This window comes from Pontibacillus yanchengensis, from assembly GCF_009856295.1.
Taxonomy (GTDB): Bacteria; Bacillota; Bacilli; order Bacillales; family BH030062; genus Pontibacillus; species Pontibacillus yanchengensis_A.
This window is the reverse complement of sequence record NZ_WMEU01000002.1, coordinates 424,940-441,794: the sequence shown is the minus strand read 5'-3', so window position 1 is coordinate 441,794 and position 16,855 is coordinate 424,940. Positions and strand designations below refer to the sequence as shown.

Annotated in this window: 14 protein-coding genes and 2 riboswitches; of the genes, 5 read left to right on the top strand and 9 right to left on the bottom strand. The window is 38.1% G+C overall.

What is annotated here, in order from left to right:
- Nucleotides 1–54: 54 nt before the first annotated feature.
- Nucleotides 55–567: a YqhR family membrane protein gene (locus GLW08_RS09375; protein WP_337193921.1), complete on the bottom strand. Its 513-nt coding sequence runs from the start codon at nucleotides 565–567 to the stop codon at nucleotides 55–57.
- A 130-nt stretch (nucleotides 568–697) separates the two neighbouring features.
- Between GLW08_RS09375 and GLW08_RS09370 the strand changes: the two genes are divergently transcribed.
- Nucleotides 698–1,657, top strand: a complete 960-nt coding sequence (locus GLW08_RS09370) for a DUF1385 domain-containing protein (RefSeq protein WP_160848362.1) — start codon at nucleotides 698–700, stop codon at nucleotides 1,655–1,657.
- 32 nt (nucleotides 1,658–1,689) lie between these two features.
- Nucleotides 1,690–2,094: an SA1362 family protein gene (locus GLW08_RS09365; protein ID WP_237458379.1), complete on the top strand. Its 405-nt coding sequence runs from the start codon at nucleotides 1,690–1,692 to the stop codon at nucleotides 2,092–2,094.
- Nucleotides 2,095–2,270: 176 nt separating this feature from the next.
- On the opposite strand, the gene GLW08_RS09360 is transcribed toward GLW08_RS09365, so the two are convergent.
- The 4 genes from GLW08_RS09360 to GLW08_RS09345 form a co-directional block, all read right to left on the bottom strand.
- A complete protein-coding gene (locus GLW08_RS09360; RefSeq protein ID WP_160848361.1) occupies nucleotides 2,271–3,161 on the bottom strand; it encodes a patatin-like phospholipase family protein in 891 nt (296 codons plus the stop codon).
- Between the two features lie 1,107 nt (nucleotides 3,162–4,268).
- A complete protein-coding gene (mntR, locus tag GLW08_RS09355) occupies nucleotides 4,269–4,703 on the bottom strand; it encodes a transcriptional regulator MntR (protein ID WP_160848360.1) in 435 nt (144 codons plus the stop codon).
- Nucleotides 4,704–4,783: 80 nt separating this feature from the next.
- Nucleotides 4,784–5,815, bottom strand: coding sequence for a spore photoproduct lyase (splB, locus tag GLW08_RS09350; RefSeq protein ID WP_160848359.1), 1,032 nt, complete (start codon nucleotides 5,813–5,815; stop codon nucleotides 4,784–4,786).
- Between the two features lie 376 nt (nucleotides 5,816–6,191).
- Entirely contained in the window at nucleotides 6,192–8,750 is a 2,559-nt protein-coding gene (locus tag GLW08_RS09345) for a vitamin B12-dependent ribonucleotide reductase (RefSeq protein WP_160848358.1), read from the bottom strand.
- 490 nt (nucleotides 8,751–9,240) lie between these two features.
- Here GLW08_RS09345 and GLW08_RS09340 point away from each other — a divergent pair, with 490 nt between their 5' ends.
- Nucleotides 9,241–9,612, top strand: a complete 372-nt coding sequence (locus tag GLW08_RS09340; RefSeq protein WP_160848357.1) for a rhodanese-like domain-containing protein — start codon at nucleotides 9,241–9,243, stop codon at nucleotides 9,610–9,612.
- A gap of 41 nt (nucleotides 9,613–9,653) precedes the next feature.
- On the opposite strand, the gene gcvPB is transcribed toward GLW08_RS09340, so the two are convergent.
- Genes gcvPB through gcvT form a run of 3 tightly spaced genes read right to left on the bottom strand, consistent with a single transcriptional unit; the run spans nucleotide 9,654 to nucleotide 13,574 of the window.
- Nucleotides 9,654–11,108, bottom strand: a complete 1,455-nt coding sequence (gcvPB, locus tag GLW08_RS09335) for an aminomethyl-transferring glycine dehydrogenase subunit GcvPB (protein ID WP_160848356.1) — start codon at nucleotides 11,106–11,108, stop codon at nucleotides 9,654–9,656.
- On the bottom strand, nucleotides 11,098–12,447 hold the full coding sequence (gene gcvPA / locus GLW08_RS09330) for an aminomethyl-transferring glycine dehydrogenase subunit GcvPA (RefSeq protein WP_160848355.1): 1,350 nt from the start codon (nucleotides 12,445–12,447) through the stop codon (nucleotides 11,098–11,100). Before gcvPA ends, gcvPB begins: the two co-directional genes overlap by 11 nt.
- 23 nt (nucleotides 12,448–12,470) lie before the next feature.
- Nucleotides 12,471–13,574 carry a glycine cleavage system aminomethyltransferase GcvT gene (gene gcvT / locus GLW08_RS09325; protein ID WP_160848354.1) on the bottom strand — a complete coding sequence of 368 codons (1,104 nt, stop codon included), beginning with the start codon at nucleotides 13,572–13,574 and terminating at the stop codon, nucleotides 12,471–12,473.
- 111 nt (nucleotides 13,575–13,685) lie between these two features.
- Nucleotides 13,686–13,792, bottom strand: a riboswitch (glycine riboswitch).
- A 3-nt stretch (nucleotides 13,793–13,795) separates the two neighbouring features.
- Nucleotides 13,796–13,888: riboswitch (glycine riboswitch) on the bottom strand.
- Nucleotides 13,889–14,064: 176 nt separating this feature from the next.
- Between gcvT and GLW08_RS09320 the strand changes: the two genes are divergently transcribed.
- Together GLW08_RS09320 and GLW08_RS09315 are read left to right on the top strand one after the other, a co-directional pair.
- On the top strand, nucleotides 14,065–15,726 hold the full coding sequence (locus tag GLW08_RS09320) for a DEAD/DEAH box helicase (RefSeq protein ID WP_160848353.1): 1,662 nt from the start codon (nucleotides 14,065–14,067) through the stop codon (nucleotides 15,724–15,726).
- The gene (locus GLW08_RS09315) at nucleotides 15,704–16,552 is read left to right on the top strand and encodes a YqhG family protein (protein ID WP_160848352.1); all 849 of its coding nucleotides are present in this window, start codon (nucleotides 15,704–15,706) and stop codon (nucleotides 16,550–16,552) included. Before GLW08_RS09320 ends, GLW08_RS09315 begins: the two co-directional genes overlap by 23 nt.
- Before the next feature lie 88 nt (nucleotides 16,553–16,640).
- Here the strand turns inward: GLW08_RS09315 and GLW08_RS09310 are convergent, their stop codons facing one another.
- Nucleotides 16,641–16,835 carry a YqzE family protein gene (locus GLW08_RS09310; protein ID WP_160848351.1) on the bottom strand — a complete coding sequence of 65 codons (195 nt, stop codon included), beginning with the start codon at nucleotides 16,833–16,835 and terminating at the stop codon, nucleotides 16,641–16,643.
- Between the last annotated feature and the right edge of the window lie 20 nt (nucleotides 16,836–16,855).

Sequence of the window (16,855 nt, the reverse complement as noted above, 5' to 3'; positions counted from 1 at the left end):
AATTTTTCCGACACTTTTTAAGGATAACACAATCAGCATTAATGTGATAATGATTTAGCTAGCACCATGTTCAAACTGCTCATAATCATAAGAAATGGAATACCCGATAAAAGTTCCATATAAAATATAAATACATAGGGTAGTTACAATGGTGTTGCTATCCATTTCATATACTGTAGGTACAGTTGCAAATATAGGATTAAATAAGTACATGACGATGAACCAAAGTGCTACACCAAAAAGGATAGGGGGAAATAACCCATGTGTTTTACGTAAAAGTCCATAATAGATCACCGCTACTCCTAATGATAGTAGTCCAATTGCAACCATACCTAGAAATTCACCAATCCAACTACCAGTCCAATCTGTTTGAATCCATGAACGTATAATAAAAGAAGCAGCAGATACCGAACTGAAATTAAAGAAATACGTTACGACTCCAACAAAACTCCATAGAAGCCCTCCAACAAATCCAGTAATTAATGCTTTCGACAAAGATGATACAGGTTTTTCGGTTTTATTTTGTTCTAATTCCTCATTTTGAACTTGTTTTTGCTCTTGTTCCACTTCATACACCTCCATAACCTAGGATGACCCAAAAATATAAAATCCATGCTTTTTGCGGAGAGGACTAGAGGTGAGCTCCATTTTCTAGTAAAATAGAAGAAACGACGAAACATCTAGGGATGGTGGATATATGAGTGAACAAAACCAACCAGCATACGGAGGTCAGGCTGTTGTTGAAGGTGTCATGTTTGCAGGTAAATCTGGTTATGTCACAGCAATTCGACGAAATGATAACTCCATTGAATATTTTGAAACAGAACGGAAAGACTCTAAACTATCTAAACGATTAAAGAAAATACCATTTATACGAGGGTTAGTCGCTCTAGTTCAAGCAAGTGCTAATGGTACAAAGCACTTAAACTTTTCGACAGAACGATATGATGTAGACCCCGAAGACGATGAATCAATTCAAAAAGAAGAAGAAACATCAAAACTAGCAATGATTATTGGTGTAGGTGCAGTAGGCGTATTATCTTTTATATTTGGGAAGTTAATATTCACCTTAACCCCAGCATTGATTGCAGAATTCTTTCGAGGAATTGTTCCAGGAGAAACTGGCCAGGTTCTTTTAGAAGGTTTCATTAAGTTTATTTTCCTTCTTGTATATATCTACCTTATCTCGCTAACGCCATTAATTAAACGAGTGTTTCAATACCATGGTGCTGAACACAAAGTGATTAATGCGTATGAAAATGGCGATAAGCTTACGGTAGAAGACATACAAAAGAATTCAAGATTACATTATCGTTGTGGTTCGAGTTTTATATTATTCACCGTTTTTGTTGGTATTCTTGTTTATTTATTGCCATTTATTGAAACAGAACCACTTTGGTGGAGAATGGTAAATCGTATTTTACTATTACCTTTTGTTATTGGCATATCGTTTGAAGTGCTCCAACTTACCAATAAAGTTCGCAACATTCCATTTTTACGCGTGCTTGGTTATCCTGGGCTTTGGCTTCAATTACTTACTACCAAAGAACCTAAAGATGAGCAAGTGGAAGTTGCGATTCACTCTTTTAAAAAAGTTTTAGAAAATGATAAAAACGCTTCAAAAAGTGGTATACAAGGTAGTAAGGTCATTTCATAATCTGAATGGATTGCTGAAGGGAGGAAAACCTATTGTTTCGAAATATTGCGAAACCTCTTACTTATGCCATTATTACGCTGGCTATAATCGGTATGGGCTTTAAGTTGATCACAGATACCCAAAGCTTTCTAACTCAAATAATTATGACTGCAGGTGTTGCAGCGCTAGTGATAGGTATAGTATATTTCATCTTTTCCAGACGTAATGGTGGACAATCGAATGAAATGAAACGTTACCGCAAAGCCGTTCGTCAATCTAAACAAAAATATGGTAACACGAACTCTTCTAGCTCTAGCATTGCAAGTAAAATGAAACCTTCTACCATAAAAAATAAAGTAGCACCTAAATCTAAGCCCTCAAAATCAAGAAAAGACGGACCACAGCTTCGAGTTATTGAAGGTAGCAAGAATAAAAAGAAAGATCGAGCATCTCTATAAAGAGTGCTCGATCTTTTTTGCATTGTAGGAAAAATGTTTGTGTATGCCGTTATAAGTTATTAAAGTTGGACCTAGCGACTAGCAAGCTTCCTGTCCTTCCCCTCCCGATAAATCAATATTGGATTGCTGTTTTCTAGGCGCCATACAGTTTGTACGTCGCTACACGGTCCCACTTTTTATTTAGTCCATTTTCGGAGAAATGCATCCGCTTGTTTTTCCCCTAATGATATTAGATTCCTTTTTTGTTCTTCTGATAAATTAAAGTCTGTTGTATCTACATCCTCAACCGGAATAAAAATAATGTCAACGGCTTCTGCTTTCGATATATATCTCGCATCATGTGCTTTCTTCATTGTGCTGAACAATGCTTGAAACATCTCTATGGCATTGTTTAATTTCTTCGGGGGCACATATTCTACTGATGTACTTAGCTTCATCCCTAAAATAGGTCGAATTCTTCTCTCATCTGGTAATGCCAAAACCCAAATTGGGAAATTGCTTAATAACCCACCATCTACTATCACACTTTTGATTGGACTTTTTCCTTGTATTCGATCTGGTATGAAAAAGTAAGGCAGCCCTGCACTCATTCGTACAGCTTTAGCAACTGAAAAATGCTCAGGAGAAATGCCATATAACCGCTCTAAATCATCAGGAATAACTACCATTCTACCTAAACTTAAATCTGATGCGATTACCTTTAGTGCATCTTCTTCTAGATCACCAAATGTATAAATTCCTTTTTTGGCTAGTTGCTCGTATATCCACTCTTCTAATTTTTTTCCTTTGTAAATTCCCAGCCGAAAGTAAAGGGACAACCATTTTGAAAACGGAAACCAATCTCCCATCATCGGAGGATCCAAAAAACTCTCTAGTTGCAATTCTTCAAATAATGCTCCAATTTCTTCACTTGTATAACCAGCAGCAATAAAAGCTGAAATAATAGCACCAGCTGATGTTCCAGCAACTCGTTCAAATGTATATCCCTTCTCTTCCACGACTTTTATAGCTCCAATAAATGCAATAGCTTTCACACCACCACCAGAGAATACGCCATCAATCCTCATTACAAGCCACTCTCCCCGCAACTATTACATATTTATCATTATCTATAGTCATTTGTGCGGATAATTAGAACTTTCTTATTTTTGAGATGAATTATTCAGTATTCCCAATAGCCCCATTATCTTGAAGACTTTAGTTCGAGATATATTCAAAAGGTGAGTGGTCCGATACTTGAAACGTGGAAGGGGGTTACGGTGAAGCAACCCGCTTTCCTGCGGGTGAGCTGGTGAGCCTTCTCACTCGCTTTGCTCCCTCCGGGGTCTCACCACAACCTCTTTCTCCCGCGGGAGTCTCGCAGTTCCCCTTCACCCCAAGCCGAGTAATGGCTATGGACCCGTGGCCAAATGTTGTATGTCTCCCGAAAGGACATATAAGCTCTTATTTTTAGTAAAAACCCTCTTTGGGTAGATCTTACGGACAAATAAAACTTTATTTTTTAAACAGCGAACTAAATGTCAAATACCTCAACCTCTCTAACTTCGCAATGTTTCCGTGCCTCCCAATACTAGCAAAGGTGGCCGTGGAACAAGGAGACTCGCGCCGGAGAAAGAGATAGGCAAGATCCCCTGAGGGTGTTTTTCCCAGAAGGTAGAATGATTAGGGAAGGTTCGACTAAGATCATCACATCGTGTGACAACGTCGAACGACCCTACGTCGTGTAGGGCCGGCAGGACGCGAGTCGTTCCACGGCCACCTTTATTCTAACTAAATCTACGGGTACACGCTCTTTCTGTGCGATCACCAAATTTATCTCGAATTCAAATCTTCCAGATTATTGCCTCTTATATGGAATAAGACAGCAGGTCTATTGTAGAGTGATTGTTTTGTTTTATAAGTTAAAATAAAACACTCGAATAAATGTACGTAACCAAAGAACATAAGCGCAAGCGCCCGGATTAGCGAGGTACAAACTGGACTGCTCCGTATGAGATAAAGGAAACAAGAAGAGCGATAGCGATTCGATTCTTATCGTAAGGAGGTGCAGGAAGTTTGCTAGTCGCTGGGCGCTGAATATGGACGTGGCCACATCACTATAGTAAAGTTATCCACAGCCTCGACCTGTTTATAATTTCCTAGACGAGAAAAAGCAGCTGGTAAACCAGCTGCTTTTATTCTTCCTCGGTTTGTTCTTCATTTTGTTGTTGTACTTTGCGTAACAGTTCTATACATTCTGGGTTTCCTTCAAAGAATTGGACCAAATCACCAATTCGATCTATGGAATTCCAACTTAGATGATGCTCGATTCCCTCGACATCTTCGTATATATTTTCACTATTCACACCTATAATCTGGAGGAATTGCTCTAACAACTCATGACGATAAACTAGACGTTTACCGATTTTTTTCCCTTTGGCTGTTAATATTAGCCCTCTATATTTTTCATAATTTAAGTATTGATCTCGATCTAGTTTTTGTACCATTTTCGTAACAGATGAAGGATGTACTTGAAGGTTCTCGGCGATGTCTGAAACACGAGCATATCCTTTATCTTCAATTAGCATGTATATTTGTTCGATATAATCTTCCATACTTGGTGTTGGCATGATAATCCTCCAATTCTGCCGTCCATTAAATTCTAACTTGTTAAAATGATACACTAGATTAGGGATGCTGACAAGATTTCTTACGTAAAGTATGAAAGCTTACTCTTAGGGAAAAATTCGTTCATAAAAGCTTTCATCGTATTTTGAATATCCTCTTGTTGTTCGTTCGGATACACATATTTCCCAATACCATATCGCCCCCACTTGTATTTCCGTTCATCCTCATCCATCTCTAGTTTGGACTTTGGATAGCGTTGTTGAATGACTCGTTTAGCTGGCTTAGTAAATCTATGTTGTATTAATTCAAAGGTAAGATCTTCTTCATTTACCGAACTTCCTTTTAACTGGTTGTAGAGATTTTCAAACAACTGATGATATCCTTGTTTCCAGTCATCGCCGTATAAATAAATGGGAGCTACAATAAACCCTAACGGATACCCGGCATCAGCAACCTTTCTAGCTGCTTCTAACCGTTTATCTAATGAAGAAGTCCCTGGTTCAAAATTTTTAATTACATAATCTGCATTAATGCTAAATCGAAAGCGAGTATGTCCATTGTGCTTTGCATCTAAAAGGTGATCCACATGATGATACTTTGTCACAAACCGTAATCGACCTTTCTCTTGCTCACCCATGAATTCAATTGTCTTCTTTAATGAATGTGTGAGATGATCAATTCCTACAATATCTGAAGTACATGCTGCTTCAAAACGAGTGGGTTCATCGCGTTCTTCAATATACTCTAGTGCCTGATTAAAAATATCATCTAAATTCACATATGTTCGAATATAAGGTTTTTTTCCTAATGTTGTTTGAAGGTAACAATAATGACAGTGCCCCATGCATCCTGTTGCTAGTGGGATTGCATACTCTGCTGATGGTTTTGATGTATCAAACTTTAACGTTTTCCGTACACCAATTACAAAGGTGTTTTTTGCATTAGCGTATTGTCGGAGTTCGTTATCCCCCGGTATTCCTCGTACCTGATTATGTGAAGTCGTTTCTCTAATTTCAATCCCTTGATCTTTAAACTTTTGATAAAGCTCCTGTGCAAGAGGGTATTCCATAGCTCTTGGTTCAATATACACCAAATTAGGTGTGAATGGCTTCATTACTAAATCACTCCTTTTAGGATTTAGTATGAACCAACAACTAATGAACACTGCTGGTAATGAATGTATTCTATAAATAAAGACGCAATCGCCCGGCGACATATAGACTGTGTCGTATGTCAGTTCGATGTTGCTGCGTGACGCACCGATTTTGATCGAACTTCCCATGATTCCGTATGAGATAAAGGAAACACGAATAGCGGTAGCGATTCTATTTTTCCTTAACGTAAGGAGGTGCAGGAAGTTTGCTAGTCGCTGGGCGCTGGAGCCGGACGTCGGCCTCTATACTTATTCTGTTATACACAAGCAACATTTTTATAGTACGCTAAACAAACAAGCTTGAAGAAGATGTACTTCTCCAAGCTTGTTATCTATCTTATAACCCACATTTTAGTTGGGCTCCACAATTCATACATGTATTGCATCCACCTACATCTTGAATTTTCCCTTCTCGACATACTGGACATGTATTCCCCACTTCTGATCCGATGGTTACGTCCGTTTTATCCAATTCATGCACGGTATCCATAAGAACGACTTTAGGTTGCTCGTTTTCAAATAGCTCCTGTTGTTCTTCTACTTGATTGTCTTCTGCCTTAAGCGTGAGTACTTGAGCATCACGACTACCATCGACATAGACGGTTCCGCCTTTTGCTCCACCTCGATATAAACGTTGATATACTTGCTCCACTTGTTCAACGCTATAGCCTTTAGGAGCATTAACTGTTTTGGATATTGAACTGTCCACCCAGCGCTGAATAACACATTGTGTATCTGCATGAGCTTCTGGAGAAAGACTCATCGCTGTAACGAACCATTCAGGTAAATGATTTGGATTCTGTTCAGGGTGCTCATCCAAGTATTCTTGAACAATATTTGCTTTTACTTCGATAAATTTACCCAAGCGTCCACTTCTGTAGTAAGAGAAAGAGAAATATGGCTCAAGGCCAGTTGAGACTCCTACCATTGTGCCAGTAGATCCTGTTGGAGCTACAGTTAATAAGTGTGAGTTACGAATGCCGTGGTCTAAAATACCTTGACGTATATCCTCTGGCATTTCCTTCATGTAACCAGTATTAATAAATTGCTCACGAATTTGTTTCGTCTCCTCTTCTGTCTTCCCAACTAGGAATGGAAAACTGCCCTTCTCTTTAGACAACTCTATAGAAGTTCTATACGCTGTAGTTGCAATCGTTTCAAATATTTGATCGACAACTTCATTACCTTCTTTTGAACCATACGCAGTTTCTGTATAAATTAACAAGTCATGAAGTCCCATAACCCCTAGGCCTACTCGGCGCTCTCCAAGGGCCTGCTTTTTATTTTCCTCAAGAAAGTATGGTGTTGCATCAATAACGTTATCTTGCATTCGTACGCCTGTTTGAACCGTTTGTTTCAACTTTTCATAGTCTACTTCCTTCGTTTCTTTATTGGCGAAGGAAGCAAGATTTACAGCAGCCAAGTTACATACAGAGTATGGAGCTAATGGTTGTTCCCCACAAGGATTCGTTGCGACTACTTTTTGACCATAACTTGTAGCATTGGTTTTTTCATTTGCGTTATCAATAAAGAAAATTCCTGGTTCAGCTGAATAAGTGGCACAGATATTAATTAAGTTCCAAAGCTCCTTCGCTTTCATGCGACGGTGTGTTTTCACTTTATATCCCATTGCTTCCCATTCACGTACGTCTCCAACTTCTTGCCATTTCTCATTGTAAGCCTTCATTCCCTCAGGGTTGTAACTTTCCACATCAGGAAAGCGAAGATCATAGTAACCATCCTGTTCAACAGCTTCCATGAAATCATTTGTTAAACATATCGATATGTTGGCTCCTGTTAGAAACTCAGAATTATGAACGTCATAGTTACCACCTAATCGAAGCTTTTCTTCTGCTTCTGCTATCACTTTATTTGTAAAGCCACCTTGACCTTCAATCGCTTTATAATTAACAATTCCTTGATACATGTCTCGCTCTGTTTCTGTGAGAGGTGTGAATTTTAACTTTGATTGGGCTTGACGCTTAATCCCCTCGTCTTCAGTGGTCTCAATTAAGAACCGTAATATACGTGGATTCTGCATTTTTGAAATAATGAATTCAATAATATCAGGATGCCAATCTGCTTGCATGATCATTTGCGCTCCACGTCTTGATCCACCTTGTTCCACAAGATGGGTTAGCTTAGCGATATCATCAAGCCAGGAAACAGAACCAGATGATTTACCGTTTACACCTTTTGCCAATGCATTTCTTGGACGTAGTGTCGAACCATTTGTTCCAACTCCTCCTCCACGTGACATGATTTCCATCACTTGTTTACGATGGTCTGATATACCCTCTCGAGAGTCTTGAATGAATGGCATAACATAACAGTTGAAGTACGTAACATCTGTATCAGCACCTGCTCCATATAATACACGCCCAGCAGGAATAAAGTTTAGATTTGAAAGTTCTTCATAAAAGTGCTTATACCATTCTTGCTTTTTGGTTTCATCCACTTCTACTTCTGCCAAGCCTGTGGCATTCCTTCGTGCCACTTGCTCATAAAAAATCTCAAGCGGTTTGTCTATTACATCTAGTGAACGAGATATAATGCCTGTTTCCGCTTCTTCTGGATTATCCAATACATGAACAAATTCTGATTCAACTTTAACTTGAGCTTTTGATGTTTCCCAATCTATGGATTGTATGTACCCCAATCCTCTAGCGGGGAATTTAGGATCTTCCTTAATGGTAAGGACAACAAAATCTCCGGATGCTAGTGTTATTTTCTCCGTATCCTTAAATGCGTAACGATCCAGCATTACAAGTCTTGATACACCTGAATGTGTTATATGCATATCATCTGTAACTGGATGAACTTGAGGAAACATCCCTATATCTTTATTAAGTTGATCTATGTTGATATGTTTTAGTGAATCTTTCACCGCCTGCATGAACCATCTCTCCTCTATCGCGAATAATGCGTTGAGTTCGACATCTATTGATGAATATCAGCACTTGTAGCCGCTCAACTTTGCTATATATAACTTACCACAGTAATCTCCTTGGTTCAATATAAAAGTTTCTATATATTGTGTTCTATGAAACGAATTTACACTATATATTGTGTTTTGAACAAAGTATAATCGATTTGTCAATCTTAAAAATCTACGAAAATAAAAGAAAATATAAGGTATATGTCCTTTAAATCGACACATACATCCACAAATCCCTTATTTACTATTTGCAAATAAATTGGAAATATATTCATCCTCCCTATGTTATCTTAAGCGTTTGAACCAATTTGGACAGTAAGTTATAATTCCTCGTAGAAAATGTAATCAAACCACAAACGTTTGACTTTCTATATAAAAAAACTTTGAAACTTAATTCAAACAGAACTATAATAGATTAGGAATCATGAGAGAGATAGGGGGAGTTACGATGTGGATTTTTATTGTAGGATTAGCACTCATTATCGGCTTTGCCGTTATAAGATATGTAAATCAACGCCGTTATTTAAAAACACTGACATCAGAACAATTTCGTGAAGGATACCGTAAAGCCCAACTTATTGATGTTCGAGAACCTAACGAATTTAAAGCAGGACATATTCTTGGAGCTCGAAACATCCCAGTAACCCAATTGAAACAACGTTTGCAGGAAATACGTCCAGACAAACCCGTTTATTTGTATTGCCAAAACCAAACCCGTTCCTCAAGAGCAGCTAACGTCCTTCATAAAAAAGGGTACGATCAACTCCATGTTCTACAAGGTGGATTTAAAAAATGGGACGGTAAAATTAAACAGAGTTAATAGTAAAGATCCTCAACGTATTGTTGAGGATCTTTATTTATCTAATCTCTGGTATAACGAAGTACTGGTTTCCTAGCGGCTGTTGTTTCGTCTAATCGACTTACAATCGTTGTGTGAGGCGCTTCTTGAACAACCTCGGGTTTTTCTTCTACTTCTTTAGAAATTTGCTTCATGACCGATATAAATTCATCTAGTGTTTCTTTGGCCTCCGTCTCTGTTGGCTCTACCATCATAGCTTCCTCTACATTTATAGGGAAATAAATGGTAGGTGGATGATAGCCGAAGTCTAGCAATCGTTTGGCTATATCTAACGTACGCACACCTAATTTCTTCTGGCGCTTACCAGATAGTACGAATTCATGCTTACAATGTTGAGAAAATGGTAAGTCAAAAGTTGACTGTAGTTCTCTCATCATATAATTCGCATTAAGTACGGCGTATTCACTAACCTGACGCAAACCATCAGGACCCATTGTACGAATATACGTATAAGCTCGAACATTGATTCCAAAGTTACCAAAGTACGGTTTCACCCTCCCTATTGATTGAGGTCGATTATCTTCAAATACAAATCGATTATTTTGTTTCTTTAATAGCGGCTTAGGTAAATAAGGTTCTAACTCTGAGGTAACCCCCACTGGGCCAGAACCAGGACCACCACCACCATGGGGACCAGTAAATGTTTTATGCAAATTAAGGTGAACTACATCAAATCCCATATCTCCAGGACGGGCGTACCCTAGAATTGCATTCAAATTTGCCCCGTCATAATATAATTTACCACCAGCACCATGAACTATTTCGGCCATTTCTAGTATATGTTCTTCAAACAATCCTAGCGTGTTCGGATTTGTTAACATCAACGCAGCGGTGTTCTCATCCACGACTCTTCTTAAATCATCTAAATCAACTAATCCTTGTTCATTGGATTTTACTGTTACCGCTTCAAAACCTGCAACTGTAGCTGAAGCAGGATTCGTTCCATGCGCTGAATCTGGAACGATAACTTTGGTACGATTATAATCTCCATTTGTTTCATGGAAAGCTCGAATCATCATCAACCCAGTCCACTCACCATGAGCTCCTGCAGCTGGCTGAAGTGTAACAGTGTTCATACCTGTAATTGCCTCTAAAGAGGATTGGAGATCATACATTAACTCTAAAGCACCTTGAACACTATTTGCGTCTTGTAATGGATGTATGTGACTAAAACCCGGAATACGAGCTACATCTTCATTGATTTTTGGATTATACTTCATGGTACAAGAGCCTAATGGATAAAAACCTGAATCAACACCATGGTTTCGTGTCGATAGTGCTGTATAATGACGCATTATTTGAAGCTCACTTACCTCAGGTAGATCAGCATCACTCTTTCGAACATATTGTTCATCCAGTTCAATATCAACTTCAGGTACATCTAAATCAGGTAAACTATATCCCATACGACCTTCTTGACTACGTTCAAAAATCAGTGGAAAGTTTTCATTCAACATGTATATCCCTCAATTCTGTGACAAAGGCATCGATTTCTTCTTTTGTACGCATTTCTGTAATAGCTATTAACATACAACCGCTAAGACTAGGATCTGTCGATTCAAGATCGAAACCGCCAATATACCCTTTTTCCTGAAGCTTTTGATTGATTGTGTTAATTGATTTTTGGCAATCCAATACAACTTCATTAAAGAATGCACCCTTGAATTTAACCTTCATACCAGCTTCCTGAAGTTTAGCAAATGCATAACGAGCTTTTTGCATATTTTGATAGGCCATCTCTTTTAGTCCTTGTTTTCCTAAGGCACTTAAAGCAACAGATGTAGCTAAGGCATTCAGGGCTTGGTTGGAACAAATATTAGAGGTAGCTTTATCACGTCTTATGTGTTGTTCACGAGCTTGTAAAGTAAGAACAAACCCTCTTCGGCCTTCCTCATCTTTTGTTTGTCCAACGAGACGACCAGGTACCTTTCTCATTAATTTGCTTGTAGTTGCAAAATAGCCACAATGTGGCCCCCCAAATTGTGCTGGTATGCCAAATACCTGTGTATCCCCGACGACAATATCTGCACCAAACTCTCCTGGTGGGGTGAGATACCCTAAAGAAAGTGGATTACTTGAGACAATGAACATTGCTTTGTGATCTTCTAAAAGTCTCTGCACCTCAGCTAACGGTTCAACTTGACCATAGAAGTTTGGATAAGAGATAACTACACTAGCGGTATTTTCATCAAGTTCTTGTTCTAGAGCCTTGATATCAGTTATTCCATCCTTTGTATCGATTTCAATGACTTCCAAATTTGGACCTTTTGCATATGTTTGAATGACTTCTCTTGATTGTGGGTGTATTGCTTTTGATACAATAACTTTCTTTTTCTTCGTTTGTCCGGCACTTAAGGTAACTGCTTCTGCAAGAGCTGTACCTCCGTCATACATAGAGGAATTCGATACTTCCATCCCAGTTAATTCGGATATCATTGTTTGAAATTCAAAAATTGCCTGCAGCTCCCCTTGGGAAATTTCAGGCTGATAGGGTGTATATGCCGTATAAAATTCCGAACGTGAAATAACATGATTTACTATGGAAGGGATGTAATGATCATACACACCAGCCCCTAGAAAAGAAGTATATTGTTGGGTGTTGATGTTTTTATTTGCTAAGCGTGATAATTCACGCATTAATACCGGCTCACTTAAGGCTGGCTTAATCTGAAGGTCGCCATTGTACCGAATCGCTTCTGGAATGTCTTGAAACAATTCATTAGTCGACTTCACCCCAATAGCATCAAGCATGGACTCTTTATCTTTAGTAGTCATTGGTAAATATCGAAAGGTCATAGATGTTCCTCCCCCTTTTCTTCCTAAGATCTTTTGTAAAACGGTGTTGGTACCACTTTTGCACGCAGCTTACGTTTACGCACTTGAACAATAACTTCTTGTCCCTCCGAAATATATGCGACTGGTAATAATGCTAAACCAATGCGTTTCTCTAACGTAGGTGATTGAGTACCTGACGTAATAAAACCTACCTGTTCTTCATCTATATACACAGGATACCCATGACGAGGAATACCTTTATCGACCATTTCTATACCAACAAGCTTTCGTGCTGGTCCTTTTTCCTTTTGTTTCTTTAAAACTTCTTTCCCCATAAAGTCTGCTTCTTTATTTGTTTTTACTGCAAAGGAAAGTCCAGCTTCCACGGGGGTTATTTCAGAGCTAAGCTCCTGTCCATATAATGCAAGATTTGCTTCAAACCGAAGCGTATCTCTAGCACCTAACCCAACAGGTTGTAAACCATCCTTCTCTCCTATTCTAACTATAGCTTGCCATAAAGCTTGTCCAGAATCTGGATGGAGATAGATTTCAAACCCATCTTCTCCCGTATAACCTGTTCTAGACACAAGGGCTAGGTGGTCTACTCCTTCAAACGAGACACCTTGCTTAAACCGAAAGAATTTTATTTCCGCCAAATCTGTTTTGGTAAGCTTTTGTAAAATCATTTCTGCTTTTGGTCCTTGTATGGCTAGTTGCACATAGTGATCAGATTGATTTTCTACAATTGCCTCCTCGACAAGATTGTCTTTCAGCCAATTAAAGTCTTTCTCTGTATTAGCTGCATTCACCACTAGTAAATATTTTTGCTCATCCAACTTATATACCAGTAGATCATCTACTGTACCACCATTTTCATAACACATGATGGTATATTGCGCTCTGTTTGGAGTTAACTTCGATACATCATTTGTTAACATTCTTTGCAAGAAGGCTTCACTTTCAGGGCCCTCTACATAAATTTCTCCCATATGAGACACATCGAATAACCCTGCTGTTGTCCTGGTTGCTTTGTGTTCCTCTATAATAGAAGAAAACTGTACAGGCATTTCCCATCCACCAAAATCAACGGTTTTCGCCCCAGCTTTTTCAAACTCAGGATAAAGTGGCGTTCGTTTTAAATCGGACATCATTTTTCCCCCATTCTAGCTTTACTCAAAACGTATTCAAGTCTAGTTCTTGTCATAATTTTCTGAAAAAAAGACATAAAAAAACAGAGAATCCACATCCTTAGTGTTATTCCCTGTCCATTCACCAGAAAGTTTCACAGTTTAGGTAAAGTGTATTCATCAAAAATGAAAACTGCTTGCTTCTTGGGTGGCCCTAAATAAAAAGGCACTCTCCAGAGGTGCGTCCTACAAGAGTCTTTTTTGCCTGAGAGATTCGCTACAACAGCTTGCTCCTTCGGCGCTACCATAAAAGTAGTCTCTCCTCTTGTAATCATTCGCTATTATGAAAATTAGAAAAAATATGTAGCTATATCATAAAAACCATAAGATATGTGAACAATAGATTATAAATTAGTGTCATTATACCATAGGCATTCCTTGGTGTGTACCTGAAAACCATTATTAAAGACAGGATATTCTATAATAATCTATAATTTGAGGTGAGAATAGAATGAACCAAAACATCGATCTTCACACTTCGATTGATGCTTCATTGGAAAACGAACTCATGTCTGAAGGTCCCTTTTGTTCATGGGATTTATTTCAAATGGCCTATGAAACATCAAAACAACTATCTACACCAGAGTTTAAGGGCCTTACATCCCCTCAATATTTACCTCAGGTAGATTTTCTACCTCACCAGTTGGCATGTGCAGAACAAGTTGTCGAGCAAATGAACGGTCGTGCCATTCTTGCTGATGAGGTGGGTTTAGGTAAAACGATTGAGGCTGGATTGATATTAAAGGAATATATGATTAGAGGTCTCGTCAAAAAAGTTCTAATTTTGGCCCCCGCTTCCTTAGTCAATCAATGGGTACTAGAGATGAATCAAAAATTTTATATTCCAGCAGCAGCACAACGAAAAACCCATATATGGGGATATGATGTTGTTGTTTCCTCTATGGACACGGCAAAAAGGGCACCTCACCGCGATCTCATCTTAGATACAGATTACGATATGGTCATTATTGATGAAGCGCATAAATTAAAAAATCATAAAACCAAAAACTATGAATTTGTGCAAAAGCTTAAGAAAAAATATTGCTTACTACTTACCGCAACACCTGTACAGAATCACTTAATAGATATATTCAATCTTGTATCTATTTTAAAACCAGGACATTTGGGTAATTATGAAGACTTCACTAAAAGGTTCGGTAAAAATAGGAATCAACTCTCAAATGACCATCACTTAAAATCCCTGGTCAATAAAGTAATGGTTCGTAACCGACGAGATGAAACAGGTGTAGATTGGACGAAGAGACACGTAGAGACTGTGAATATAGAATTCACAAAAGAAGAACAAGAAGCATATAAGTTTTTAACCGAAATCTCTAGTGGAGGGATGGCCTTTACGAACATTACTCTTTTAAGAGAGTTATGTTCTAGTAGAGAAGCTTGTTTCCTCTCCATTCAAAACATGCTAAAAAATGAAGAGATCCATCCAACTCGTGCGGAACAGTTACAAGAGATGATTTCTCACATCCAGCAAATGCCTCACCATGCGAAGGCTAAAAAAGTTGTTGAGCTCATTTCTAAAACGGACCAAAAGTTTATTATTTTTACTGAATACCGTGCGTCGCAATTTTACTTACAATGGTATTTGCAACAACATGGCATTACCTCCGTTCCATTTAGAGGGGGCTTTAAACGAAGTAAAAAGGATTGGATGAAGCAACTTTTTCAAAATCAAGCCCAGGTCCTTATTGCTACCGAAGCTGGCGGTGAAGGCATAAATCTTCAATTTTGCAATAATATGATCAATTATGACCTTCCTTGGAATCCGATGCGATTAGAACAACGAATTGGACGAATTCATCGTTTTGGTCAGAAAGAAGATGTAAACATATACAATTTTGCTATTCAAGATACCATTGAAGAGCATGTTCTATCTTTATTATATGAAAAAATTCATTTGTTCCAACGAGTAGTCGGAAATCTAGATGCCATATTGCAGAAATTAGACATTGATAATATTGAAACAGAGATACAAGATATTTTTACTCAGTCAGGGTCCGTAGGTGAAATGAAAGTGAAACTAAACAACCTTTCTTCTGTCATTTCCTATGCCCAAGAAAAGGAGGGAGAAGATGAAACAAGCGGAGCTTCATAATTTTTTGCAGCGGTACTTTTTGGCAAATCAATGTGAGATATTGGATAATCAACAAGGTGTCATGACTGTCCAACTTACTGATGAGCTAGATGAAACTCTCATGAACCGCCCTTTTTACTGGAACTATGTTAAGCGTGTTGGAGGCAAAGGAATTCCAATGAAAGTTACCTTTATCACAAATCCAGATAAAAAAGAAGAAAAAGGGGAATGGATTCATTTTGGCTCACCGAGACTTCATCAAATTTTTAACACACTAAAAGACAAAGGTAAGGTAACGAAACAATATGAAAAGATAGATGGGCTAACCCATCAAACAGCTTTAACACCCTGGTTAAACATTAATTTAAGTATTCATTATCAAGGAACTCATAAGCGGAATGAAATCTTATCTGTTGGAATTCATTTAATTACAGGAGCTATAGTACCGGAATTCTTGGAAAAGGTGAATAATGTACAGTTAACACCTATTATTCCTGATTATTGTTTCACTCTCACTCCTATCATTCGTGTCAGTAGTGCATTAAAAAGAATTGAGAAATACACTGAAAATCAAATAAGTTCACATGAAGATTCATGGATAGACGCATCTCATAAAAAACTACAGGATGAAAAAGAGTTATTAGATTATTTTTACAGCAAGCAAATTGAAGTACATTCTGAGATGTCTGAAGAAGAGCTAGAAGGGGTGAACGCTGCAAAAGAACGCTATCAATCTGAATTAGCAAAACTTGCAGAACGTTTTGAACCTAAAGTATCTCTAGAAATCATTAATTCCGGAATGTTTTACTTTGTTCAACAAACATCTTTTTCGTTATTAAAATCATAAAGGAAAAATCAATGCGTCTAACACACCAAAAGGCATAGAAGCTGGAACTAGATATCTTCTAGCAAAAAAAAACAGAGGGTAATAAAAACTACCCTCTGTTTTTTCCTTTATTACGTTTGAACAAAAATTTAATCGCAAATGGCAATACACCAAACATCTGAGTTGAAGCAGGTTGGCGCTGAAGCTTTTTGTCTTCTTTCCGCTTCTGCTTTTCTTCATGTGGCATGTCCATGTATTTCACTAATTCTTGAGTCATGAATTTCACATAGTCATTACCAGACATAACACTCACCTCTGAATTGT

Coding starts and splice junctions, on each gene's coding strand:
- GLW08_RS09370 (WP_160848362.1), top strand. CDS start 698: ATGAGTGAACAAAACCAACCAGCATACGGAGGTCAGGCTGTTGTTGAA.
- GLW08_RS09360 (WP_160848361.1), bottom strand. CDS start 3,161: ATGAGGATTGATGGCGTATTCTCTGGTGGTGGTGTGAAAGCTATTGCA.
- mntR (WP_160848360.1), bottom strand. CDS start 4,703: ATGCCAACACCAAGTATGGAAGATTATATCGAACAAATATACATGCTA.
- splB (WP_160848359.1), bottom strand. CDS start 5,815: ATGAAGCCATTCACACCTAATTTGGTGTATATTGAACCAAGAGCTATG.
- GLW08_RS09345 (WP_160848358.1), bottom strand. CDS start 8,750: ATGCAGGCGGTGAAAGATTCACTAAAACATATCAACATAGATCAACTT.
- GLW08_RS09340 (WP_160848357.1), top strand. CDS start 9,241: ATGTGGATTTTTATTGTAGGATTAGCACTCATTATCGGCTTTGCCGTT.
- gcvPB (WP_160848356.1), bottom strand. CDS start 11,108: ATGTTGAATGAAAACTTTCCACTGATTTTTGAACGTAGTCAAGAAGGT.
- gcvPA (WP_160848355.1), bottom strand. CDS start 12,447: ATGACCTTTCGATATTTACCAATGACTACTAAAGATAAAGAGTCCATG.
- gcvT (WP_160848354.1), bottom strand. CDS start 13,574: ATGTCCGATTTAAAACGAACGCCACTTTATCCTGAGTTTGAAAAAGCT.
- GLW08_RS09320 (WP_160848353.1), top strand. CDS start 14,065: ATGAACCAAAACATCGATCTTCACACTTCGATTGATGCTTCATTGGAA.
- GLW08_RS09315 (WP_160848352.1), top strand. CDS start 15,704: ATGAAACAAGCGGAGCTTCATAATTTTTTGCAGCGGTACTTTTTGGCA.
- GLW08_RS09310 (WP_160848351.1), bottom strand. CDS start 16,835: ATGTCTGGTAATGACTATGTGAAATTCATGACTCAAGAATTAGTGAAA.